Origin of the sequence: Pseudomonas sp. A-R-19 (genome assembly GCF_019956575.1) — a bacterium.
Taxonomy (GTDB): Bacteria; Pseudomonadota; Gammaproteobacteria; order Pseudomonadales; family Pseudomonadaceae; genus Aquipseudomonas.
In genome coordinates this window covers 1-21764 of sequence record NZ_JAHBDR010000064.1, presented here as the reverse complement: position 1 = coordinate 21764, position 21764 = coordinate 1, and the positions used below count along the sequence as shown (strand labels likewise).

21 protein-coding genes are annotated in these 21764 nt (G+C 60.9%); 14 read left to right on the top strand and 7 right to left on the bottom strand.

Features of this window, described 5'->3' with window-relative positions; all coding sequences use genetic code 11:
- Positions 1–96: 96 nt before the first annotated feature.
- From cobU to KGA88_RS18410, 8 genes are all read left to right on the top strand, one after another.
- The gene (gene cobU / locus KGA88_RS18440) at positions 97–618 is read left to right on the top strand and encodes a bifunctional adenosylcobinamide kinase/adenosylcobinamide-phosphate guanylyltransferase (RefSeq protein ID WP_110661458.1); all 522 of its coding nucleotides are present in this window, start codon (positions 97–99) and stop codon (positions 616–618) included.
- Positions 615–1670 (top strand): nicotinate-nucleotide--dimethylbenzimidazole phosphoribosyltransferase, encoded by a 1056-nt coding sequence (gene cobT, locus KGA88_RS18435; RefSeq protein WP_223593343.1) that lies wholly within the window; start codon positions 615–617, stop codon positions 1668–1670. Before cobU ends, cobT begins: the two co-directional genes overlap by 4 nt.
- A complete protein-coding gene (cobC, locus tag KGA88_RS18430; RefSeq protein WP_223593340.1) occupies positions 1667–2242 on the top strand; it encodes an alpha-ribazole phosphatase family protein in 576 nt (191 codons plus the stop codon). Before cobT ends, cobC begins: the two co-directional genes overlap by 4 nt.
- A gap of 2 nt (positions 2243–2244) precedes the next feature.
- The gene (locus KGA88_RS18425) at positions 2245–2976 is read left to right on the top strand and encodes an adenosylcobinamide-GDP ribazoletransferase (protein ID WP_223593338.1); all 732 of its coding nucleotides are present in this window, start codon (positions 2245–2247) and stop codon (positions 2974–2976) included.
- Positions 2977–3135: 159 nt separating this feature from the next.
- The gene (locus KGA88_RS18420) at positions 3136–3540 is read left to right on the top strand and encodes a MarR family winged helix-turn-helix transcriptional regulator (RefSeq protein WP_110660961.1); all 405 of its coding nucleotides are present in this window, start codon (positions 3136–3138) and stop codon (positions 3538–3540) included.
- Between the two features lie 52 nt (positions 3541–3592).
- Positions 3593–4801 carry an MFS transporter gene (locus KGA88_RS18415; RefSeq protein ID WP_223593336.1) on the top strand — a complete coding sequence of 403 codons (1209 nt, stop codon included), beginning with the start codon at positions 3593–3595 and terminating at the stop codon, positions 4799–4801.
- A complete protein-coding gene (locus tag KGA88_RS31445; RefSeq protein ID WP_263296180.1) occupies positions 4798–4920 on the top strand; it encodes a hypothetical protein in 123 nt (40 codons plus the stop codon). The genes KGA88_RS18415 and KGA88_RS31445 overlap by 4 nt, the downstream gene beginning before the upstream one ends.
- 70 nt (positions 4921–4990) lie before the next feature.
- Positions 4991–5551, top strand: a complete 561-nt coding sequence (locus KGA88_RS18410) for a glutathione peroxidase (RefSeq protein WP_223593326.1) — start codon at positions 4991–4993, stop codon at positions 5549–5551.
- An 81-nt stretch (positions 5552–5632) separates the two neighbouring features.
- Here KGA88_RS18410 and KGA88_RS18405 read toward each other — a convergent pair whose 3' ends face one another.
- The 3 genes from KGA88_RS18405 to KGA88_RS18395 form a co-directional block, all read right to left on the bottom strand.
- Positions 5633–6904, bottom strand: coding sequence for an OmpP1/FadL family transporter (locus KGA88_RS18405; protein ID WP_110660958.1), 1272 nt, complete (start codon positions 6902–6904; stop codon positions 5633–5635).
- Between the two features lie 146 nt (positions 6905–7050).
- Positions 7051–7533, bottom strand: coding sequence for a hypothetical protein (locus tag KGA88_RS18400; RefSeq protein ID WP_007984504.1), 483 nt, complete (start codon positions 7531–7533; stop codon positions 7051–7053).
- A gap of 278 nt (positions 7534–7811) precedes the next feature.
- Entirely contained in the window at positions 7812–8036 is a 225-nt protein-coding gene (locus KGA88_RS18395) for a hypothetical protein (protein WP_007898912.1), read from the bottom strand.
- 951 nt (positions 8037–8987) lie between these two features.
- On the opposite strand from KGA88_RS18395, the gene KGA88_RS18390 reads away from it, so the two are divergent.
- Positions 8988–9311: a sel1 repeat family protein gene (locus KGA88_RS18390; protein WP_110660957.1), complete on the top strand. Its 324-nt coding sequence runs from the start codon at positions 8988–8990 to the stop codon at positions 9309–9311.
- A gap of 175 nt (positions 9312–9486) precedes the next feature.
- On the top strand, positions 9487–10851 hold the full coding sequence (rmuC, locus tag KGA88_RS18385; protein ID WP_223593367.1) for a DNA recombination protein RmuC: 1365 nt from the start codon (positions 9487–9489) through the stop codon (positions 10849–10851).
- A 150-nt stretch (positions 10852–11001) separates the two neighbouring features.
- Here the strand turns inward: rmuC and KGA88_RS18380 are convergent, their stop codons facing one another.
- Positions 11002–14472, bottom strand: a complete 3471-nt coding sequence (locus KGA88_RS18380; protein ID WP_110660107.1) for a PAS domain-containing hybrid sensor histidine kinase/response regulator — start codon at positions 14470–14472, stop codon at positions 11002–11004.
- Positions 14473–14711: 239 nt separating this feature from the next.
- Positions 14712–15248, bottom strand: coding sequence for a TetR/AcrR family transcriptional regulator (locus KGA88_RS18375; protein WP_110660106.1), 537 nt, complete (start codon positions 15246–15248; stop codon positions 14712–14714).
- Positions 15249–15362: 114 nt separating this feature from the next.
- Here KGA88_RS18375 and KGA88_RS18370 point away from each other — a divergent pair, with 114 nt between their 5' ends.
- From KGA88_RS18370 to KGA88_RS18355, 4 genes are all read left to right on the top strand, one after another.
- Positions 15363–16553, top strand: a complete 1191-nt coding sequence (locus tag KGA88_RS18370; protein ID WP_223593324.1) for an MFS transporter — start codon at positions 15363–15365, stop codon at positions 16551–16553.
- A gap of 48 nt (positions 16554–16601) precedes the next feature.
- Positions 16602–16913: a cupin domain-containing protein gene (locus KGA88_RS18365; RefSeq protein ID WP_110660104.1), complete on the top strand. Its 312-nt coding sequence runs from the start codon at positions 16602–16604 to the stop codon at positions 16911–16913.
- Between the two features lie 105 nt (positions 16914–17018).
- A complete protein-coding gene (locus KGA88_RS18360) occupies positions 17019–18170 on the top strand; it encodes a TDT family transporter (RefSeq protein ID WP_223593322.1) in 1152 nt (383 codons plus the stop codon).
- 97 nt (positions 18171–18267) lie between these two features.
- A complete protein-coding gene (locus tag KGA88_RS18355; RefSeq protein WP_110660102.1) occupies positions 18268–20142 on the top strand; it encodes an MFS transporter in 1875 nt (624 codons plus the stop codon).
- Between the two features lie 123 nt (positions 20143–20265).
- Here the strand turns inward: KGA88_RS18355 and sugE are convergent, their stop codons facing one another.
- Entirely contained in the window at positions 20266–20580 is a 315-nt protein-coding gene (gene sugE, locus KGA88_RS18350) for a quaternary ammonium compound efflux SMR transporter SugE (protein WP_110660101.1), read from the bottom strand.
- A 117-nt stretch (positions 20581–20697) separates the two neighbouring features.
- Positions 20698–21663 carry a bile acid:sodium symporter family protein gene (locus tag KGA88_RS18345; RefSeq protein WP_007977600.1) on the bottom strand — a complete coding sequence of 322 codons (966 nt, stop codon included), beginning with the start codon at positions 21661–21663 and terminating at the stop codon, positions 20698–20700.
- Between the last annotated feature and the right edge of the window lie 101 nt (positions 21664–21764).

Sequence of the window (21764 nt, the reverse complement as noted above, 5' to 3'; positions counted from 1 at the left end):
CGAGCAAGCCCGCTCCCACAGTTGACCGCGTTCTAATGTGCGGGCTTGCTCGCGAAGACTGAACTGGCCACACCGCTCATTTGAAAGGATGTAACCATGCTCCAACTGATTCTCGGCGGCGCCCGCTCCGGCAAGAGTCGCCTGGCTGAAAAGCTCGCCATCGACAGCGCGCTGGCCGTGACCTACATCGCCACCAGCCAGCCACTGGATGGAGAAATGAACGAGCGGGTCGCTCATCACCGCGCCCGTCGCCCTGCCGAATGGGCACTGATCGAAGAACCACTGGAACTGGCCCGCGTACTGCGTGAAAACGCCCGTGCCGACCACTGCCTGCTGGTGGATTGCCTGACCCTGTGGCTGACCAATCTGCTGATGCTCGACGATGCCGAGCGCTTGCAAGCCGAACGTGATGCCTTGCTGGACTGCCTGGCGTCGCTGCCGGGTGAAATCATTTTTGTCAGCAACGAAACCGGAATGGGTGTCGTGCCGCTGGGCGAATTGACTCGCCGCTATGTCGATGCAGCCGGGTGGCTGCATCAAGCTCTGGCCGAGCGTTGTCAGCGTGTCGTCCTGACCGTCGCCGGCCTGCCCCTGACCTTGAAAGGAACTGCGTTATGACTCAATCCTGGTGGCTGAACCCGTGCAAGCCGGTCGATACCCAAACGCTCGAACAGGCCCGGGCGCGGCAGCAGCAACTGACCAAGCCGGCCGGTTCCCTCGGCCAGCTGGAAGCGGTGGCGGTGCAACTGGCGGGATTGCAGGGGCGGGTCAAGCCGAGTCTGGAGCAGGTGTGGATCGCGATTTTTGCCGGCGACCATGGTGTCGTCGCGGAGGGCGTGTCGGCGTTTCCCCAGGAAGTCACCGGGCAGATGCTGCACAACTTCGTCAGCGGAGGCGCAGCGATCAGTGTGCTGGCGCGGCAACTGGGCGCTTCCCTTGAGGTGGTCGATCTCGGCACGGTCACGCCGTCGCTGAATCTGCGGGGCGTGCGTCACTTGAACGTTGGCCCGGGCACGGCGAATTTTGTCCAGGGATCGGCCATGACCGAGGCCCAGGGGCAACTCGCCTTGCAGGCCGGCCGTGACAGCGTGCAGCGGGCAATTGCCAGCGGGGCGCAGTTGTTTATCGGTGGCGAAATGGGCATCGGCAACACCACCGCCGCCAGCGCCCTGGCGTGTGCGCTGCTCGATTGCCCGGTGGGCCATTTGACCGGACCTGGCACCGGACTCAACGCCGAAGGAGTCAGCCACAAAGCCCAGGTCATCGAGCGCGCCCTGGCCTTGCATGGCGCGCAGCGTGGCGATGCCTTGCAGACCCTGTTCAACCTCGGCGGTTTCGAGATCGCCGCGCTGGTCGGTGCCTATCTTGCCTGTGCCCAGGAAGGTGTCGCGGTGCTGGTGGACGGCTTCATTTGCAGCGTCGCGGCGCTGGTGGCGGTGCGCTTGAATCCTGAGTGTCGTCAGTGGCTGTTGTTCGGTCATCGCGGCGCCGAGCCGGGGCATCGTCATGTGCTGGAAACCCTGAACGCGCAGCCGTTGCTCGACCTCGGCCTGCGGCTTGGCGAAGGCAGTGGCGCGGCATTGGCGGTACCGCTGCTGCGCCTGGCGTGCGACCTGCACGGGCAGATGGCGACCTTCGCCGAAGCCGCCGTGGCAGATCGTCCGGCATGACCTTGCGCCTGGACCTGTTGCGTCACGGTGAAACCGAACTCGGTGGCGGCCTGCGCGGCAGTATCGATGATGCGTTGACCGACACGGGCTGGGCGCAGATGCGCGCCGCCGTGGTCGGACAGGGGCCGTGGGATCGGCTGGTCAGTTCACCCTTGCAGCGTTGTGCGCGGTTTGCCGAGGAGCTCGGTGCGCAATCGGGTGTGCCGGTACAACTGGACAAAGACCTGCAAGAGTTGCATTTCGGCGCCTGGGAAGGACAGAGCGCGGCGGCCTTGATGGAAACCGACGCGCAGGCTCTGGGTTTGTTCTGGGCCGATCCTTATTCGTTCACGCCGCCTCAGGGGGAGCCGGTTGTAGACTTTTCGGCGCGGGTGCTGGCAGCACTGGAGCGGTTGCATGCGACCTGTGCCGGTGAGCGCATTCTGCTGATCAGCCATGGTGGTGTGATGCGTCTGTTGCTGGCGCAAGCCCGGGGGCTGCCGCGAGAGCAACTGCTCAACGTTGAGGTCGGGCATGGCGCACTGTTTTCGCTGACGCTGGAGCCCGCTGGCTTGTTGAAGGAAGTGTCCTGACCATGCTGCCATTCTGGATCGCCCTGCAATTTCTCAGCAGCCTGCCGATTCGCCTGCCTGGTATGCCTGAGCCTCGGGAGCTGGGGCGGTCACTGCTGTTTTATCCGCTGGTGGGATTGCTCTTTGGCGCCATTCTGTGGGCATGCAACTGGCTGCTGCTGGGTACGCCAACGTTGTTGCACGCGGCGTTGCTGCTGAGTGTCTGGGTACTGCTCAGCGGCGGCTTGCATCTCGATGGCCTGGCGGACAGCGCCGATGCCTGGCTCGGCGGTTTTGGCGACCGCGAGCGCACGCTGACCATCATGAAAGACCCGCGCAGCGGGCCGATCGCCGTGGTGACGCTGGTGCTGGTGTTGTTGCTCAAGTTCACCGCGCTGCTGGCGCTGATCGAGCAACAGCACTCGCTTGCCTTGGTCATCGTGCCGTTGATCGGTCGCGGCGCCTTGCTCGGTTTGTTCCTGACTACACCCTATGTGCGTGCGGGTGGGTTGGGTCAGGCATTGGCCGATCATCTTCCGCGCTCGGTGGGCAGGCAGGTGTTGGCGGTCAGTGCACTGGCTTGTGTGTTGATCGCCGGTTTGAGTGGCGTGTTGGCGGTGGTGCTGGCCGTTCTTGGATTTGCCTGGTTGCGGCAGGTGATGCTGCGGCGCCTGGGCGGCACGACGGGGGATACGGCAGGGGCGATGCTGGAGTTGATCGAGGTCGGGGTGCTGGTTGGTTTGGCGTTGGCTTGAGGGTGGTGGTGAATGTGCTGGCCTCTTCGCGAGCAAGCCCGCTCCCACATTAGAACGCGGTCAATTGTGGGAGCGGGCTTGCTCGCGAAGACTTTCTGCAGAACACTGCTAACCCTCATGTAACTTGATTTAACCGACTCGCGGGTATATACACGCACCATGCTCGATTCCCAATGTTTATGCATCAACCTGCGTCGCGCCGCCCGTGGCGTCAGCAGGCATTACGACGGCGCTCTCGATGGCTTCGGGATCAACGTTGCGCAGTATTCTTTGCTGTGCAATCTGCAGCGTCTGGATCAGCCGAGCATCTCGACCCTGGCCGAGGCCATGGGGCTGGATCGCAGCACTCTTGGGCGCAATTTGCGGGTGCTGGAGGGTGAAGGCCTGGTGACGCTGGTCGAGGGTGAGGACATGCGTAATCGCATCGTCCTGCTGACCGAGGCCGGGGCGGAGCGCCTGAAGGCTGCCTTGCCGGCCTGGGAAGCCGCTCAGCAGCGCTTGATCGATCGCCTGGGTGTCGAGAAGCGCGAAATCTTATTGAAGTTGCTGGACGAACTGGCATGACGCCGGTTTTTCCAATTATACGCGGGTATATACCCGCTACCGGAGTACAACAATGACATCGATGTGGCGTACATGCGGCTGGGTTCTGTTGGGGAGTGCGCTGATCCTTGCGTTGTCTCTTGGGGTTCGACATGGCTTCGGGCTGTTTCTGGCGCCAATGAGCGCCGAGTTCGGCTGGGGTCGTGAAGTCTTTGCCTTCGCCATCGCCTTGCAGAACCTGATCTGGGGCCTCGCCCAGCCGTTTACCGGCGCCCTGGCTGACCGCTTCGGCGCGGCGAAAGTGGTGCTGATCGGTGGCGTCCTGTACGCAGTCGGACTGATTTGCATGGGGCTCTCCGACTCGGCGGTGACCCTGTCCCTGAGCGCCGGCCTGCTGATCGGCATCGGACTGTCCGGTACCTCGTTCTCGGTGATTCTGGGGGTGGTCGGCCGCGCAGTACCGGCGGAAAAACGCAGCATGGGCATGGGGATCGCCAGTGCGGCCGGTTCGTTCGGCCAGTTCGCGATGCTGCCCGGCACGCTCGGTCTGATCGGATGGCTTGGCTGGTCCGCGGCGCTGATGGCGCTGGGTTTGCTGGTGGCGTTGATCGTGCCGCTGGTGAGCATGCTCAAGGACAAGCCGCTGCCCGTCCTGGGTCACGAACAAACCCTTGGCGAAGCCCTGCGTGAAGCCTGTTCCCACTCCGGATTCTGGCTGCTGGCGTTCGGCTTTTTTGTGTGCGGATTCCAGGTGGTGTTCATCGGCGTGCACCTGCCGGCCTATCTGGTGGATCAACACCTTCCGGCGACGGTCGGCACCACGGTGCTGGCGCTGATCGGCCTGTTCAATATCTTCGGCACTTATACGGCTGGATGGCTCGGCGGGCGCATGTCCAAGCCGCGTTTGCTTACCGGTCTGTACTTGCTGCGGGCGGTGGTCATTGCGTTGTTCCTGTGGGCGCCGGTGACGACCACCACGGCTTATCTGTTCGGCATGGCGATGGGCTTCCTGTGGCTGTCGACGGTGCCATTGACCAACGGTACGGTGGCGACCTTGTTTGGTGTACGAAACCTGTCCATGCTCGGTGGGATAGTTTTCCTGTTTCACCAGCTCGGTTCGTTCCTGGGCGGCTGGCTGGGTGGCGTGGTGTACGACCGTACCGGCAGCTATGACTTGATCTGGCAGGTCGCGATTCTGCTGAGCCTGATGGCTGCCGCCCTGAACTGGCCAGTGCGTGAACGGCCGGTGGCGCGCCTGCAAACACAATTGAGTGCGACATGAACAGTCTTTGGCCACGAATCACGGTGCTTGCCGTCGGCGCGTTGCTGCTCGCCCTGGCGTGGTGGGGCTGGCATCAGGGCGGGTTGGCGCTTATGCAGTTGGGCATGAGCATCTGCTAGCAGCAGGCTTGCTAGCATGCGGGGATGGCGAGTAACGTCGAGCTTTGACGATTGTTCAAGGATGCTCGAGATGCTCAAACGCTGGTGTGCCGTTCCCGCGTTGCTGATGGCGTTGTCAGGACTGACCTGGGCCGCAGATTGCCCTGAGGTGCTGCAGGGCTCGCTGCCGAAACTGCGGGCCAAGGAGTCCATCGACCTGTGCCAGCGTTATGCCGACAAACCGCTGGTGGTGATCAACACCGCGAGCTTCTGCGGTTTCGCGCCGCAGTTCGAGGGCCTTGAAGCGCTCAATCAGCGCTACAAGGGGCAAGGCCTGGAAATGTTGGGTGTGCCGTCCAACGACTTCAAGCAGGAGTCCAGGGACAGCGCCGAGACCGCGAAAGTCTGCTATGCCAACTATGGTGTGACGTTCACCATGTCTGAGCCGCAGAAGGTACGTGGCGACGGCGCCACCCATCTGTTTCAGGTACTGGCCAGGCAGAGCAGCGCACCGAAGTGGAATTTCTACAAGTATGTGATCGACCGCCAGGGTAACGTGATAGCCAGCTTTTCCAGCCTGACCAAACCGAACGACCCCGAGTTTCTGGCCGCAGTGGAAAAGGCCATTGCTTCCGCGCCGCTGAAACCCTGATCGAAAGCCACAAAAAAGCCCCGTGTCGGTCACCCGAACGGGGCTTTTTTGTGGGCGAGGGGTCAACCCCGCCATGCAGCATCAGAAGCGGTAGGTTGCGCCAACACCGAAACCGTTTGCCGAGTTTTCATACTTGGAATCGTAGGTCTGGCCACGATCGTTTTCGTTTCTGATATTGACCGACTCTTCCTTCAGGTACGAGTAGGCGACGTCGATGGTCAGGTCTTCGGTCGGGCTCCAGCCGGCACCGATGCTGAAGATGGTCCGGTCGCCAGTAGGGATGCGTGGCGAGCGGTCGACGTTGTTGGTCGGCGACTGATCGAAAGACAGACCGGTACGCAGGACCCATTCCTTGTTCAGCTGGTAGGAAGTACCAATGGCGTAAGCCCAGGTGTCGTGCCAGTTTTGCTCTTCGGTAATTTCACCGAACTGACCAGCCAGCACCGGTTGTACGCCATCGTTCTTGACGGTGATTTTTTCCAGCTGGCTCCAGCGGGTCCAGGTGGTACCCGCGTAAGCGGTCCACTTGTCGTTCAGCACCTGGGTGACCGAGAAGTCCACGGATTCAGGCGTGGTGATCTTCAGCGATGCATCGTACTTCTGGTTGGCACCCAGACCGATTGCGCCCAGCACGCCGTAGTTGACCTTGGTATCGCCTTCGAGCTTGTAGTCGACTTTCGAGTGGTAAGTCAGACCCAGGCGGGTGGTATCGGTCGCTTGCACCAGCACGCCGATGTTGTAGCCCAGCGCGGTGTCATCACCCTTGATCTTGACCTTGCCGTCCGGCGCCGCCTGAGTGATCGACAGGTTGGATTCCAGCGTGCCATCGATGCGGTTGATGGTCGGGCCGAAACCGATCGACACCTTGTCGTTGAAGGCGTAGCTGACGGTTGGCTGCAGGGTGACGATTTGCACTTCGGACTTGCTGCCGAAATAGCGACCGGCAAAGCCGTTTTCGTAGTCGGTAATCAGGCCGAATGGCACGTACACGCCTACACCGAATGCCCAATGCTCGTCGATTGGCTTGACGTAGAAGCCCATAGGTACGGTGGTGAAGGGCACCATGTCGCCATCGTTGCTACCGCTGTTAGGGCTGGAGCTGGCGTGGCTGATATCGGTTTTTGCATCGAGGAATGCAACGCCACCGGTAACCTGTTCGCGCTTGATGCGCGACATGCCGGCAGGGTTGCCATAAACAGTACTTGCGTCATCGGCAGAAGAAGATCGCCCGGCGTACCCAGTCCCCATCCCGCTGATGCTGTGTTCGTTGATGGCAAAGCCAGCTGCAAAGATCTGGGTGGATGCCATGGCAACGGCGAGGCTAATGGTGGATTTGAGCATTACTTTTTTCATTATTAGAACTCCTGGTGATCACCGGGGCGAAAATTACCAACATTTTCGTCCCAGCGCCATAGGCTGTATGGCTTGAGTTAGAGCGGTTTTGTAGGACAATCCGACCAGAATCGCTGCGTGTTGCGCGATCTTTGGATCCAGAAGTGTCAGCAGGCTACCTGATTCAGCGGTGAAACACAGGTTTGCCAGGCGCAAGTGAAATCACGCAGACGCCCCTGTGGCTGAAATGTCTGGCGCCAGATTCTGGCCATGCCCAACAAATCATCCGGAGCGGGGAGGGGGGTGTTCTGTTCTTCAACCAGCAGCCAGGCGATGGCTGTGGCGTAACGCAGGTTGACGGTCAATTCGAGGTGCGGGCCGCTGAGAAACGCATGCTGGCTGGCCAGGCCGCGGACCAGGCTCGCACGTTCCGGATCAAGGGCCAGGTAATGGTCCCAAAGGGCCTGGTGGCGGGGCTCGGCGATGCGGTACAGGCCGTGCCCACGGCGGTCATGCAGGGCGGAACCAAGGGCCGACTGGCTGGCGGCAATGCCCAGCAGCAGGGATTCGGCAGTAGCGCTATGGCGTCCGAGGTAGATCAATGTCGGACGAATCACGTAGCGGCACAGTTCGCTGGCAGCGATACCCATATAACCCTCGAAAAACCTGAATTGGACGGCGATACCTGAAAGGGGGGCTTGGCAGCTGTGAATCGACTCAGGCTCGCCGCAAGCGGGTCAAGCCGCTTGAGTTGAAGTGTAGTGTCATATTCGCGCTGTAAAGGACTGTTTTTAAAATATTTCCAGCGACCAGTTATAACCGTTATATCGGATCGTGCTTAGTCGTGATTCGAGGAAAGGGAAACATCGGGCAATAAAAAGCCCCGCTTTTCGGGCGGGGCTTTTGGTTTTTCAGCCTTTCTGGCGTCTCAGGCAACCAGTGCCTGACGGGTACGCTCGATCACGGCCTGCAGCGGCTCGGCGCTGGAGTATTGATCGGGGTACAGGCGTTCGCTGTGACGAGCGATGCCGTGTTCGTTGACCAGGGTGAAGCTGAAGCAGCCTTTGCGAGCGGCCATGATCAGGCAGTTCATTGGTGCAAAAGCGTTGGTTAGGGTGCGAATGGCATCCTGAGTGTGGATTTGAGTAGACATTATTGGGTGTTCCTACAAATGACACGGATAAGAACCGTGCAACGTTAAAACGTTCCAGTAACGTCGATCACCATTGATCGTACGAAGAACCCGACTGGAACAAAGCAGCCAGTTTGAAGCGCTGATAAGTTGGCGCGCTTGGGCTGGCAGGTAGGTACTTAGGAGGGCAGGCAACACATCAAGGGCAAAGGTTCTGGGCCCGGGGTGAAGATCCTGATCAATTTGCAGGTTGGTTCGAGCAGAGTAGGCAGGCGGAGCAACAGCCTTTGTTTTCGATTCAAAGGTTGTGTCGGCGCAAGATTTACCTGGAAACCATCGAGGTGGTCGATCCCGCTTGTTCGGTGGAGGCTTCCGTTGGGAAGGCTGACCCGGGGGGATTTGTTCGACCAGAATTGACTTTCAGCTTGGTACTAACGCCGCGGATACTAACGGATTGAACTGGCGAATGGAAGTGTGCTAGCGAAAAGATTTCCAAAACGGATTGATTTGCCCCTGTGTCCGGTCTGAATCCGACCATTGGTCATGGAGATTTTCAGCCGCGCATCGGTCTAAATGCCGGCTTTGCCAGCGTTTATCCCCAGGCAGAGCAAAAAATGCGCCGAAAAAGCGCATCGATATAACCGCCGGGAAGGCACTTGTGCACATTAGTTGCAGAGCCTGTCACCCTGCTGTCATCTCCCGTTCAAGCTCAGTGGCTGCCTGTAACCAAAATTTAAGTCAATGAAAAACATCGCTTTTTTTTACTGGTGAAAAAATCGTCAGTTTGACTGCGAGCCCCATTCCACAGGGCTTTGAGCGAGTTCAGGGGCGGTTGTCCACTGAGTTATCCACAGCTTCTGTGGATTGTCCCGAGCGCTTGCTCTAGGACGGGCGTGCCGAGATATTTTCAGCTTTACCTGTAAGAAAAAGAGAGTAAAGTTGCGCGCCTTCCGATCTGCCCCACAGTGCTTTATGAAGTTTCGCTCAGCCCCCGTTTCCTCTTCCTCCACACCGCCTTCTGTTGCCCCTACCAAGCGCTTTTCCATGCGCGTGGCGGAGTGGCTGTTGGACAGTCCGCATCTGGGTGAAAACCGTAACGTCAAACACATCGCTGGACGCCTGCTCAAGCAACCGGCCCGTGAAGGCGTGGTGGCTGCGCAAAGCCGCCTTGGCCAGTTGATGTGTCGCGAATGCGGGAATGCCCGGGACCGCCGGATCGGCCAGGACCTGCTGCGTCAGGCCGCCCGGGCAGGCGATCGCCGTGCTCAACAGGAACTGGGGCTGATCGAAGACTGAGCTGTCCAAGACCGGACGCCTTGGTTAACCTTCAGGCTTTATCCGAATGGCAGGAGTGGCTATGGCAATGGACTTGACCAGCGTATTGCTGGGTCTGGCAGCGGCTGCGTTGCCTCTGCTGGTGTTGGCCTGGCAACTTCAGCGTCGGGCCAGCAGCACGCAAGCCGATGTCGCGCTGCTGCAAGAGCGCCTGGCCACGGCGCAACTGGCGCAGGACGGATTGAACGCACAGCTCGAATCCAGCCGCGACGAAATCGCTGACCTGACCCAGGCCAACGCCGCCAAACAGGCTGATCTGGCTGCGCTGCGTCGTGAAGTCGAACTGTTGCAGATCGAGCGCGACGACGCCCGGGACGCCGCCCATGCCTGGAATATCGAACGCGCCGGCAAAGAAGCCGAACTGCGCCGCCTGGATGCCCAGGCCGCCTCGCTCAACGCCGAATTGCGCGAGCAACAGGACAGTCATCAGCAGAGACTCAACGACCTGCAAGGTTCGCGGGACGAGTTGCGCGCGCAGTTTGCCGAGCTGGCGGGGAAAATTTTCGATGAGCGCGAGCAGCGTTTTGCCGAAACCAGTCAGCAGCGCCTGGGGCAGTTGCTCGATCCACTCAAGGAACGCATCCAGTCCTTCGAAAAACGTGTCGAGGAAAGCTATCAAAACGAGGCTCGCGAACGTTTCTCCCTGGCCAAGGAGCTGGAGCGCCTGCAACAGCTGAATTTGCGCTTGAGCGATGAAGCCACCAACCTGACCCGTGCCTTGAAAGGGCAGAAGACCCAGGGCAATTGGGGCGAACTGATTCTTGAGCGCGTGCTTGAGCATGCGGGGCTGGAGAAGGGCCGCGAATACCAGACTCAGGTCAATCTCAAGGGGCCCGATGGCGAACGCTTCCAGCCGGACGTGATCATTTACCTGCCGGGTGACAAGCAGGTGGTGGTCGATTCCAAGGTCAGCCTGACGGCCTATCAGCAGTACGTGGCGGCTGAGGACGAGGCCATCGGCCAGATCGCCATCAAGCAGCACGTGCTGTCGTTGCGCAATCACGTCAAGGGCCTGGCGGGCAAGGATTACAAACGCCTCGATGGTTTGCACAGCCTGGATTTCGTGTTGCTTTTCGTGCCGATCGAGGCAGCGTTTTCTGCCGCGTTGCAGGCTGAACCGACGCTGTTCCAGGAGGCATTCGACCGCAACATCGTGATTGTCAGCCCCACCACGTTGTTGGCGACCCTGCGCGTCATCGACAGCCTGTGGAAGCAGGAGCGCCAGAGCCAGAATGCCCGGGAAATCGCCGAGCGGGCCGGGTGGCTGTACGACAAGTTCGTGCTGTTCATTCAGGATCTGGACGAGGTCGGCAATCGCCTGCAGCAACTGGACAAGGCCTACAGCTCGGCACGCAACAAGCTGACAGAGGGCCGTGGCAACCTGGTCAGTCGCAGTGAACAACTCAAGCTGCTGGGCGCGCGGGCGAGCAAGAGCCTGCCGGCGGACTTGCTGGAGCGGGCGATGACCGATGTGGATGGGTTGGTCGAGTTGCCGGAGTAGCGCGGACCCTGTGGCGAGGGGGCTTGCCCCCGTTGGGTCGCGCAGCGGCCCCAAATCATTCAACGAGTCTCTTCAGGTAGAGCACGTTGTCGATGTGACGACTGCTGCGCAGCCGAACGGGGGCAAGCCCCCTCGCCACAGGAGGCTGCGTTACAACGGCAAATATCGGCTCAACAACGCCCGCAACGCCGCCGGTTTCACCGGTTTGGCCAAATAGTCCAGCCCCGCGGCGTGCACCAGGTCAACCGTCTCCGGCCGGCCATCGGCGCTGATCACCACCCCGGGAACCGGCTCGCCCATTTGCGTGCGCAACCAGGCCATCAAATCGGTTCCAGTCTCGCCATGATCGAGGTGGTAATCCACCAGCGCCAATTGTGGGCGCATGCCTTCGCCAAGCAATGCGGCACATTCCTCGCGATTGCGCGCGGTCCAGACCTGGCAACCCCAGCGGCTGAGCAGGCTGTTCATGCCGATCAGGATGCTGTCCTCGTTGTCGATACACAGCACCTGCGCGCCATTGAGCAATTTGCCATTGAGCTCGGCGACTTTGACCGGCGCTGCTGTTTGCGCCCGGGCCAGCGGCACGCTGACGCTGAATACACTACCGCGCCCCGGCCAGGAGCGTACACGCAAGGTATGACCGAGCACGCGACAAAGTCCGTCGGCAATAGCCAGTCCCAGGCCGAGGCCTTTTTCGGCCCGTGTCTGGTGGCTGTCGAGGCGCTTGAACTCTTCGAAAATCACCTGCTGTTTATCTTCCGGAATACCCGGCCCGCGATCCCAGACTTCCAGGCTCAGTTGTTCCTTGTGCCGGCGAACCCCCAGTAGCACCGGCCCTTTGCCGTAGCGGAAAGCATTGGTCAGGAAGTTCTGCAAAATCCGTCGCAGCAGTTTGACGTCGCTGTCGACCCGCAGCGCGCTGCCACGCACGCGGAACTCCAGTTTTTGTTCTTGCGCCAACACCTTGAACTCGGTGCCGAGGGTGTCGAACAGTTCGTTGATCGCGAACGGCTGGCGATTCGGGTTGATCTTGCCGTTCTCCAGGCGGGAAATGTCCAGCAGGTCGCTGATCAAATCCTCGGCAGAGCGCAGCGAGCTGTCCAGGTGCCCGACCAGTTTCTGCGCTTCGCCGGACAAACCATCGTCCTGATGGGAGAGGGCGGCGGAGAACAGCCGCGCCGCATTCAAAGGTTGCATCAAGTCATGGCTGACGGCCGCGAGGAAACGGGTCTTGGACTGGTTGGCCGCCTCGGCAGTGCCCTTGGCTTCAGTCAGGGCGACGTTGAGCTGCGACAATTCGTGGGTGCGTTCGGTGACCCGTTGCTCCAGGCCTTCGTTGGCCTCGGTCAGCGCCTGCTCGGCTTCGCGGAAGGCGGTAATGTCGGTGAAACTCATGACGAAGCCACCGCCCGGCATCGGGTTGCCGATCAGCTCGATCACCCGGCCATTGGGGAACAGGCGCTCGGAGGTATGTGCGCGGCCCTGGCGCATCCAGTGCAGGCGGCGCGCAACGTGCACTTCGGCTTCGCCGGGACCGCACAGGCCGCGCTCGGCATTGTGGCGAATGATGTCGGCGATGGGCCGGCCGACTCTGATCAGGCCATCCGGGTAGTTGAACAAATCCAGATAGCGACGGTTCCAGGCCACCAGTTTCAGCGACTGGTCGACCACGCTGATGCCCTGGGTGATGTTCTCGATGGCGCCTTGCAGCAAGGCACGGTTGAACTGCAACACCTCCGAGGCTTCGTCGGCGATGCGCACGACGTCCTCCAGTTGCATCTCTCGGCCTTCAATGGCGGCTTTTACCACCGCGCGGGTTGAAGAGGCACCGAGCACACCGGCCAGCAAGCGTTCGGTATGGGCGATCCATTCACTGTCGGCGTTCTGGTTCGGATTGAAGCCTTTGCCCTGGCGATAGGCAAAGCGGATGAAGCTTTGACGGGCGCGTTCTTCGCCGACGAAGCGCGCTGCCAGTTGCAGCAGGTCGTCGATCTGCACTGAAAGCATCGAGCGTGCGCTGGGGCGGGCACTGATTTCCTGGCCGATGAAGCGGCCCGCCTGCCAGTGCTCGGAAACCCGGGTACGCGACAGCACCGAGACCCAGGCGAACAGCGTGAAGTTGCCGGCCAGCGACAGCACCACGCCTTGGGTCAGCGGGGTGATCGGCAGGTTCAGTGGATTGCTGTGCAGCCAGGCCAGGCCCGGGAATGTGCTCAAGGACAGGCCGAGGCTCAGGGCGGCAATCGGCAGGATCAAGGTGTAGAACCACAGGAACGTGCCCGCGGCGAGGCCTGCGAAAACGCCGCGACGGTTGGCCTGCTTCCAGTACAGCGCCCCGAGCATGGCGGGGGCCAGTTGGGTCACGGCGGCGAAGGCAATCTGGCCGATGGTCGCCAGGCTGGCGGTCGAGCCCAGCAGGCGATAGCTGACATAGGCCAGCAGCAGAATGACCACGATGCTGACGCGGCGCACCGACAGCATCCACTGGCGGAACACTTCGAACGGGCGCTCGGCGTTGTTGCGACGCAGCAACCAGGGCAACAGCATATCGTTGGAGACCATGGTCGACAGCGCCACGCTGGCCACGATCACCATGCCGGTGGCCGCCGATGCGCCACCGATAAACGCCAGCAGGGCCAGCGCCGGATGCGCCTGGGCCAGGGGCAGGCTGATGACGAACGAGTCAGGCAACACCGAACTGGGCAGCAGCATCTGGCCGGCCAGGGCGATCGGCACGACAAACAATGCCGCGAGGGCGAGGTAGGCCGGGAAAACCCATTTGGCCAGGCGCAGATCCTGGGGATCGATGTTCTCGACAACGGTCACGTGGAACTGCCGCGGCAAGCAAATGATCGCCATCATCGCCACACCGGTCTGTACCACCATCGACGGCCAGTTGATGGTTTCCTTCCAGTACTGTTCGAGCCGCGGCGCCAGCATGGCCTGGTCGAACAGGTCGTCGAAACCGTCGTACAGGCCGTAGGTCACGAAAGCGCCGACGGCGAGAAACGCGAACAGTTTGACCAGTGATTCGAAGGCAATCGCCAGCACCATGCCACGGTGGTGCTCCGTGGCGTCGAGGTTGCGGGTACCGAAGACAATGGTGAACAGCGCCAGCACCAGCGACACGATCAGCGCGGTGTCCTGGGCGCGGGTGCCCATGGCGTCGGCGCCGGCGCCGATCAGCAGGTTCACGCCGAGCACGATGCCTTTGAGCTGCAATGCGATATAGGGCAGCACGCCGACCAGGCAGATCAGCGCCACCACCACCGCCAGTGACTGGGATTTGCCATAGCGTGCGGCGATGAAGTCGGCGATCGAGGTGATGTTCTCCTGTTTACTGATCATCACCATTTTTTGCAGGACCCACGGTGCGCCAACCAGCAACAGGATCGGCCCGAGGTAGATCGGCAGAAACGACCAGAGCTGTTCGGCGGCCTGGCCCACGGCGCCGAAGAAGGTCCAGCTGGTGCAATAGACCGCCAGCGACAGGCTGTACACCCAGGCTCGCACTCGCGGCGGCAAGGGCGCACTGCGACGGTCGCCATAGAAGGCGATGGCGAACATGATGGCCATATAGGCCAGGGCGACGGCGGCGATCAGCCCGGTGGACAGCGACATGGGGACTCCAGACAAAAGACATCCGAGCCTCCCGCCCGGACAGACAGTCTCGCACGACCGCCAGCGTTAGTCAGTGTCGACCAAGGTCGTGGCGTGGCGGGGTGTCGCAGGGAGATGTCAGATGGATCTTCAGTGTTTGGGAGGGACCTTTCGCGAGCAAGCCCGCTCCCACATTCGACCGTGTTTATCTGTAGGAACACAGTCGAATGTGGGAGCGGGCTTGCTCGCGAATGGCGGTATTACTGACTCAATGCAATCTCGATCAACCGATGCAGCTCTTCAACCTCAAGCGGCGCCTCGGAAAACAGGATGCGGAACACGATGGGCGCCGCGATCAGGTTGATCATTCGATCGACACCCCGTACGGGTTCGTTGGGATAACGGTCGAGGATTGTCTGCAACTGCCCGCCAATGATGGTCGCGCAGTAACTCGGCTTCAACGCCGCCTGCACGTCGTACAGCATGTTGCGGCCAGGCTCGGAGCTCATTTCGTCCAGGTACTGTTCCGCCCAGGCCCGAATATCGCCGTGCAGGCTACCGGTATTGATCGGCTGGTTGTCGGGCTGCATGCGGGCGAGGGCGACGTCGGCCAGCAGCGCCGACACATCACCCCAGCGTCGATAGATGGTTGACGGCGTGACGCCCGCGCGCGCAGCGATTTGCGGCACGGTCACGCTGGCGCGGTCCTGCTCCTCGAGGAGCTGGCGCACGGCCGCATGAATCGACTCTTGTACCCGCGCACTGCGCCCGCCTGGGCGTAAGGTCGGAGCTGTCATCCTGTGATTCCTGTAAAAGCCATGCTTTGGACCTTAACACAAAGAATTTGCTTTAAGAGAAATCCAGCAGCACACTCCGCAAAAGCAAAAAGTTAGCTTTTGCGGAGTGTGCCCATGTCCAGTTCTCATTCAAACCGTGCCAGCCTGTGGTTTCTGGCGATTACGCTGCTCAGTTTCCTCGCCGCCTCCACTGCGCCGACGCCGCTGTATCACCTGTACCAGGAGCAGATGCAGTTTTCGGCAGCGATGCTGACCCTGATTTTCGCCGTATACGCCCTCAGCCTGCTGGCCGCGTTGCTGACGGTCGGCTCGCTGTCGGATTACCTGGGGCGCAAGCCGGTGATTTTTACCGCGGTGGTGCTGAACATCCTGGCGATGCTGCTGTTTATCTACGCCGATAGCGTCGCCTGGTTGATCAGTGCCCGGGTACTGCAAGGCTTCGCGACGGGCATGGCGACTGCGGTCTTGAGTGCAACGCTGCTCGACACCGACCGACAGCAAGGGCCGTTGGTCAATAGCGTCGCGCCGTTGCTCGGCATGGCCCTGGGTGGACTGGGCTGTGGTTTGCTGGCCGAGTTTGCTCCGGCGCCGTTGCACTTGACCTATTGGTTGTTACTTGTGCTGTTCGCGATGCAGGCCATATGGGTCTGGCGTCTACCGGAGAGCGTCACGCGCCAGTCTGGGGCCTGGGCATCATTGCGACCCACCCTGCATGTGCCGGTCCAGGCGCGGGTGACGTTATGGCGGGTGTTGCCGCTCAACACGGCGACTTGGGCGCTGGGCGGATTTTACGCGTCGCTGGCACCTTCATTGGTGCGCACGGCGACCGGTTCAACGTCGAACCTGATTGGCGGGGCGACCGTCGCCGCATTGACGGTGACCGGTGCCCTGATGATTTACACGCTGCGCAATCAGGCTGCGACCAAGGCGCTGCAACTGGGCGCCTGTGCGCTGCCGGTGGGAGTCGTCCTGATTTTACTGGGCGTGCATAGCGCCAGTTTGCCGTTGTTTTTCCTCGGCACGCTGGTCGCCGGTTGCGGCTTCGGCGCCGGTTTCCTCGGGGCGGTGCGCAGTCTGGTGCCGCTGGCTTTGCCCCATGAGCGCGCGGGTCTGATGTCGGCGTATTACGTGCTCAGTTACCTGGCGTTCTGCCTGCCGGCACTGCTGGCCGGCAATCTGGCGCGGAATTTTGGTCTGGTGGCAACGACCGATGGTTATGGCGCGGTATTGATTGTGCTGGCCCTCAGCGCAATGGCGAGTTTATTGCGATCACGTTCGGCCAGGGCCTGCGAGGCCAACTTGTAAAATTGAGTTAGCCTTGGCGCTCACTCTGCTCAATCGAAGGACCGGACCATGAAGATCATCCGCAGTAAGTCGTTCACGGGCGAGCGTGCCTGGGCCGCGCTGGACATCGCCAACATGAACGGCATCACCACGCGGCTGCACTGGACCGATCAACCCTACAAATGGCACACAAACGATGGCGAAGAAGTGTTTGTCGTACTGGATGGCCAGGTGCAGATGCGTTATCGCGAATTGGGGGTGGAGCGGGATGTCTTGCTGGAGGTCGGCGACATTTTTTATGCCTCGGTGGGCACCGAGCATGTGGCGCATCCTGTAGGGCCGGCGCGGATATTGGTGGTCGAATCGGAAGGCAGTGTCTGACTCTATATAGGTGATATCGATAAGATATAGAGATATTACCCGTTATATAGATATTCGATTCGGATCTAACATGGGCTCCACCTCACGAGAGGACAGGAGTTCGCCATGACATGCGCCAATAGCATCAAGCCCGGAATCAAACCTTTCAGTCACTTGCAGCATCCCCGCGAGGTGATCCGCCAGTTCACCCCCAACTGGTTCGCGGCCACCATGGGCACCGGCGTGCTGGCGTTGGCGCTGGCACAATTGCCGGTCGCCATGCCCGCGTTGCACGCGTTCGCCGAAGCCCTTTGGCTGTTCAACATCGTCCTGTTTCTGCTGTTTACGGCGCTGTACGCGGCGCGTTGGCTGCTGTTTTTCGACGAGGCACGACGGATCTTCGGCCACTCCACGGTCTCGATGTTTTTCGGCACCATCCCCATGGGCCTGGCGACCATCATCAACGGCTTCCTGGTGTTCGGTCTGCCGCGCTGGGGCGACGGTATGATCCACATCGCCGAGATGTTGTGGTGGCTGGATGTGGCCATGTCGCTGGCCTGCGGCGTGCTGATTCCCTACATGATGTTCACCCGTCAGGAGCACAGCATCGACCAGATGACCGCCGTCTGGCTGTTGCCGGTGGTCGCGGCAGAAGTCGCGGCAGCCAGCGGTGGTTTGCTGGCGCCGCACCTGGCCGACGCCCACTCGCAACTGGTGGTGCTGGTGACCAGCTACGTGCTCTGGGCCTTTTCCCTGCCGGTGGCTTTCAGCATCCTGACCATTCTCTTGTTGCGCATGGCCCTGCATAAGCTGCCCCACGAAAACATGGCCGCCTCAAGCTGGCTGGCTCTTGGCCCGATCGGCACAGGTGCATTGGGCATGCTGGTGCTCGGCGGCGATGCACCGCTCATTTTCGCGGCCAACGGTATGCCGGGAGTCGGTGAGATTGCCGCTGGATTGGGCCTGGTGGCCGGCATCACCCTATGGGGCTTCGGCCTGTGGTGGATGCTGATGGCGCTGCTGATCACCGGGCGCTACCTGCGTGCCGGCATTCCCTTCAACCTCGGCTGGTGGGGCTTCACCTTCCCGTTGGGCGTCTATTCCCTGGCGACGTTGAAACTGGCCAGTACCTTGAACCTGACGTTTTTCAGCGTGTTTGGCTGCGTGCTGGTGGCGTTGCTGGCCGCGATGTGGCTGATTGTCGGCAAGCGCACGGTGCTGGGCGCCTGGCGTGGTGAGCTGTTTGTCTCGCCGTGCATTGCCGGATTGAAGAAATAACCGGCAAAGATTGGGTAATGTGTGGCCTGGATCGATTTTTGATATTCCAATAAAGGAATCCCGGCCACTCGTTACCTCATTCAGGGAAACATGGAAGATGAGTCACCCCTCACAGTTCACCTTGCTGCGCACCCGGCGCTTCCTGCCGTTCTTCATCACCCAGTCCCTCGGGGCGTTCAACGACAACGTATTCAAGCAGTCGTTGATCCTCGCCATTCTGTACAAGCTGAGCATCGAAGGTGACCGCTCGATCTGGGTCAACCTGTGCGCGCTGCTGTTCATCCTGCCGTTTTTCCTGTTCTCGGCGCTGGCCGGGCAATTCGGGGAAAAGTTCGCCAAGGACGCGTTGATCCGCCTGATCAAGCTGGGGGAAATCGCCATCATGGCGATCGGCGCCGTCGGTTTCATGTTCGATCACCTGTCGTTGATGCTGGTGGCGCTGTTCGCCATGGGCACCCATTCGGCGCTGTTCGGGCCGGTGAAGTACTCGATCATGCCGCAAGCCCTGCATGAGGATGAGCTGGTGGGCGGCAACGGCCTGGTGGAAATGGGCACGTTCCTGGCGATCCTCGCCGGCACCATTGGCGCCGGGGTCATGATGTCTTCGGCGCATTACGCGCCGGTGGTGTCCACGGCAATCATCGGCATTGCCGTACTCGGCTACCTGGCCAGCCGCAGCATTCCTCGCGCAGCGGCCGCCACGCCGCAAATGCGCCTGAACTGGAACATCTTCAGCCAGTCCTGGGCCACGTTGAAACTGGGCCTGGGGCAAACGCCGGCGGTGTCGCGCTCGATTGTCGGCAACTCGTGGTTCTGGTTTGTCGGGGCGATTTACCTGACGCAGATCCCGGCCTATGCCAAGGAATGGATGCACGGCGACGAAACCGTGGTGACGCTGATTCTGACGGTGTTCTCGGTCGGCATCGCGTTGGGTTCGATGCTTTGCGAGAAGCTCTCCGGACGCAAGGTCGAGATTGGCCTGGTGCCGTTCGGCTCGTTTGGCCTGACCGTTTTCGGCCTGCTGCTGTGGTGGCATTCCGGCGGTATTCCGGACAGCGCCGCCGGCCATGGCTGGATTGAGATTCTCGGTTTCGGCCATACCTGGCTGGTGTTGTTCGACATCCTCGGCCTGGGCGTCTTCGGCGGTTTCTACATCGTGCCGCTGTACGCGCTGATCCAGTCACGAACCGCGGAGAACGAACGGGCGCGGGTGATTGCCGCCAACAACATCCTCAACGCGTTGTTCATGGTGGTATCGGCGATTGTCTCGATCGTCTTGCTGAGCGTGGCCAAGCTGTCGATCCCGCAGCTGTTCCTGGTGGTGTCGTTGCTGAACATCGGCGTCAACGCCTACATCTTCAAGATCGTCCCCGAGTTCACCATGCGTTTCATGATCTGGCTGCTCAGCCATTCCATGTACCGCGTCGAGCACCGCAACCTGGATCTGATCCCCGATGAAGGCGCGGCGCTGCTGGTGTGCAACCACGTATCGTTCGTCGACGCCTTGCTGATTGGCGGCGCGGTGCGTAGGCCGATTCGCTTTGTGATGTATTACAAGATCTACAATCTGCCGGTGCTGAACTTCATCTTCCGTACCGCGGGGACGATTCCTATCGCGGGGCGTCATGAAGATATCCAGATCTACGAAAAGGCCTTCACACGCATTGCCCGGTATCTGAAGGAGGGTGAGCTGGTGTGCATCTTCCCCGAGGGTAAGTTGACCGCCGATGGCGAGATGAATGAGTTCAAGGGCGGCTTGACGCGGATTCTCGAAGAGACGCCGGTGCCGGTGATCCCGCTGGCCTTGCAAGGGTTGTGGGGGAGTTTCTTCAGTCGCGATCCGGGCAAGGGGCTGTTTCGCCGGTTGTGGTCGCGGGTGACCCTGGTGGCGGGGCCGGCGGTGGCGGTTGAGGTGGCGGAGCCGGCGAAGTTGCAGGCGTTGGTGGGGGAGTTGCGCGGGGCAGTCAGATAGCCGGAGGCTGTGCTGGCCTCTTCGCGAGCAAGCCCGCTCCCACAGGAATTGATGGTGTACTCCACATGTGTGGGAGTGCACGAAACCTGTAGGAGCTGGCTTGCCAGCGATGGCGTCAGCGGCCTAAGCGCTGACCTTCAGGCCAACGAGCCCGAAAATGATCAACGCCACACTCGCCAACCGCACCAGCGCCATGGACTCGCCGAACAGAATGATCCCGGCGATCACCGTGCCAACGGCGCCGACACCGGTCCAGATCGCATAGGCCGTACCCAGCGGCAATTCCTTCATGGCAAGGCCGAGCAGGCCAAGGCTGATCGCCATGGCCGCAACGGTCAAGACAGTGGGGAGCGGGCGGGTGAAGCCGTCGGTGTACTTGAGGCCGACGGCCCAGCCCACTTCGAACAGGCCGGCGAAAAACAGAATGATCCAGGACATGAAGACCTCCATCGTCTGACGGGGTCGTCCCCTGATTAATGACTCGATCGAGCCGCGAGGTCGTCCTCGCGATGCGCAATATAGTGCCCAGCATTAACCTGGGGATCAAGTTTCGAATCAGTCGCTGACTTGCTGGGCCGCCATTTCCCGATCCTGTTTCTCGCTCATGCGACGGAAATACGTCGAAAGCAATGCCCCGGAAATGTTGTGCCAGACGCTGAACAGCGCGCTGGGCACCGCCGCCAGTGGCGAGAAGTGCGCGCTGGCCAGGGCCGCGCCCAATCCGGAGTTCTGCATGCCAACTTCCAGGGCCAGGGACTTGCGCTGGGCCAAAGGGAGCTTGAACAGGCGCCCGGTGAAGTACCCCAGCAGGTAGCCGAAGCTGTTGTGCAGCATGACCACGGCCATGATCAACAGGCCGGATTCGGCAATCTTCGCCTGGCTGGCGGCAACCACGGCGGTGACGATGATCACGATGCTCACTACCGAGACCAGCGGCAACACGTCCACGGCGTGGCGAACCTTGTCGCCGAGCACCCGTTGGGCAACCACGCCCAGCACGATCGGCAACAGCACCACTTGCAGGATCGACCAGAACAGCTCCATGAACGACACCGGCAACCAGGCCGAGGCCAGCAGCCAGATCAGCGCCGGCGTCAGCAGCGGGGCGAGGAGGGTGGTGACGGCGGCGATGGCCACTGACAGCGCCAGGTCGCCGCGGGCCAGCCAGGTCATCACGTTCGACGAGGTGCCGCTTGGGCAGCAACCGACCAGAATCACGCCGACGGCAATTTCCGGCGGCAAGTGAAATGCCTGGCAGAGCAACCACGCCACGCCCGGCATGATCACGAAATGTGCAACCACGCCCAGGGCCACGCGCCATGGATGGCGAGCGACTTCGGCGAAGTCTTCGAGTTTGAGGGTCAGGCCCATACCGAACATCACCAGCCCCAGCAGGGGCACGATGGCGCCTTTGAGGCCGAGGAACCATGCCGGCTGCAGAAACGCCACGACAGCGAAAATCAGTACCCAGTAGGCGAAGGTGTTGCCGACAAAACGACTCAATGCAGCCAGTGCGCGCATGGCTTGATCCTTTTTATTAAGTAGCACCACAAAACCAAATGTGGGAGCGGGCTTGCTCGCGAAGGCGGAGTATCAGTCAGTTCATATGTCGACTGACACTC

Coding starts and splice junctions, on each gene's coding strand:
- cobU (WP_110661458.1), top strand. CDS start 97: ATGCTCCAACTGATTCTCGGCGGCGCCCGCTCCGGCAAGAGTCGCCTG.
- cobT (WP_223593343.1), top strand. CDS start 615: ATGACTCAATCCTGGTGGCTGAACCCGTGCAAGCCGGTCGATACCCAA.
- cobC (WP_223593340.1), top strand. CDS start 1,667: ATGACCTTGCGCCTGGACCTGTTGCGTCACGGTGAAACCGAACTCGGT.
- KGA88_RS18425 (WP_223593338.1), top strand. CDS start 2,245: ATGCTGCCATTCTGGATCGCCCTGCAATTTCTCAGCAGCCTGCCGATT.
- KGA88_RS18420 (WP_110660961.1), top strand. CDS start 3,136: ATGCTCGATTCCCAATGTTTATGCATCAACCTGCGTCGCGCCGCCCGT.
- KGA88_RS18415 (WP_223593336.1), top strand. CDS start 3,593: ATGACATCGATGTGGCGTACATGCGGCTGGGTTCTGTTGGGGAGTGCG.
- KGA88_RS31445 (WP_263296180.1), top strand. CDS start 4,798: ATGAACAGTCTTTGGCCACGAATCACGGTGCTTGCCGTCGGCGCGTTG.
- KGA88_RS18410 (WP_223593326.1), top strand. CDS start 4,991: ATGCTCAAACGCTGGTGTGCCGTTCCCGCGTTGCTGATGGCGTTGTCA.
- KGA88_RS18405 (WP_110660958.1), bottom strand. CDS start 6,904: ATGAAAAAAGTAATGCTCAAATCCACCATTAGCCTCGCCGTTGCCATG.
- KGA88_RS18400 (WP_007984504.1), bottom strand. CDS start 7,533: ATGGGTATCGCTGCCAGCGAACTGTGCCGCTACGTGATTCGTCCGACA.
- KGA88_RS18395 (WP_007898912.1), bottom strand. CDS start 8,036: ATGTCTACTCAAATCCACACTCAGGATGCCATTCGCACCCTAACCAAC.
- KGA88_RS18390 (WP_110660957.1), top strand. CDS start 8,988: ATGAAGTTTCGCTCAGCCCCCGTTTCCTCTTCCTCCACACCGCCTTCT.
- KGA88_RS18380 (WP_110660107.1), bottom strand. CDS start 14,472: ATGTCGCTGTCCACCGGGCTGATCGCCGCCGTCGCCCTGGCCTATATG.
- KGA88_RS18375 (WP_110660106.1), bottom strand. CDS start 15,248: ATGACAGCTCCGACCTTACGCCCAGGCGGGCGCAGTGCGCGGGTACAA.
- KGA88_RS18370 (WP_223593324.1), top strand. CDS start 15,363: ATGTCCAGTTCTCATTCAAACCGTGCCAGCCTGTGGTTTCTGGCGATT.
- KGA88_RS18365 (WP_110660104.1), top strand. CDS start 16,602: ATGAAGATCATCCGCAGTAAGTCGTTCACGGGCGAGCGTGCCTGGGCC.
- KGA88_RS18360 (WP_223593322.1), top strand. CDS start 17,019: ATGACATGCGCCAATAGCATCAAGCCCGGAATCAAACCTTTCAGTCAC.
- KGA88_RS18355 (WP_110660102.1), top strand. CDS start 18,268: ATGAGTCACCCCTCACAGTTCACCTTGCTGCGCACCCGGCGCTTCCTG.
- sugE (WP_110660101.1), bottom strand. CDS start 20,580: ATGTCCTGGATCATTCTGTTTTTCGCCGGCCTGTTCGAAGTGGGCTGG.
- KGA88_RS18345 (WP_007977600.1), bottom strand. CDS start 21,663: ATGCGCGCACTGGCTGCATTGAGTCGTTTTGTCGGCAACACCTTCGCC.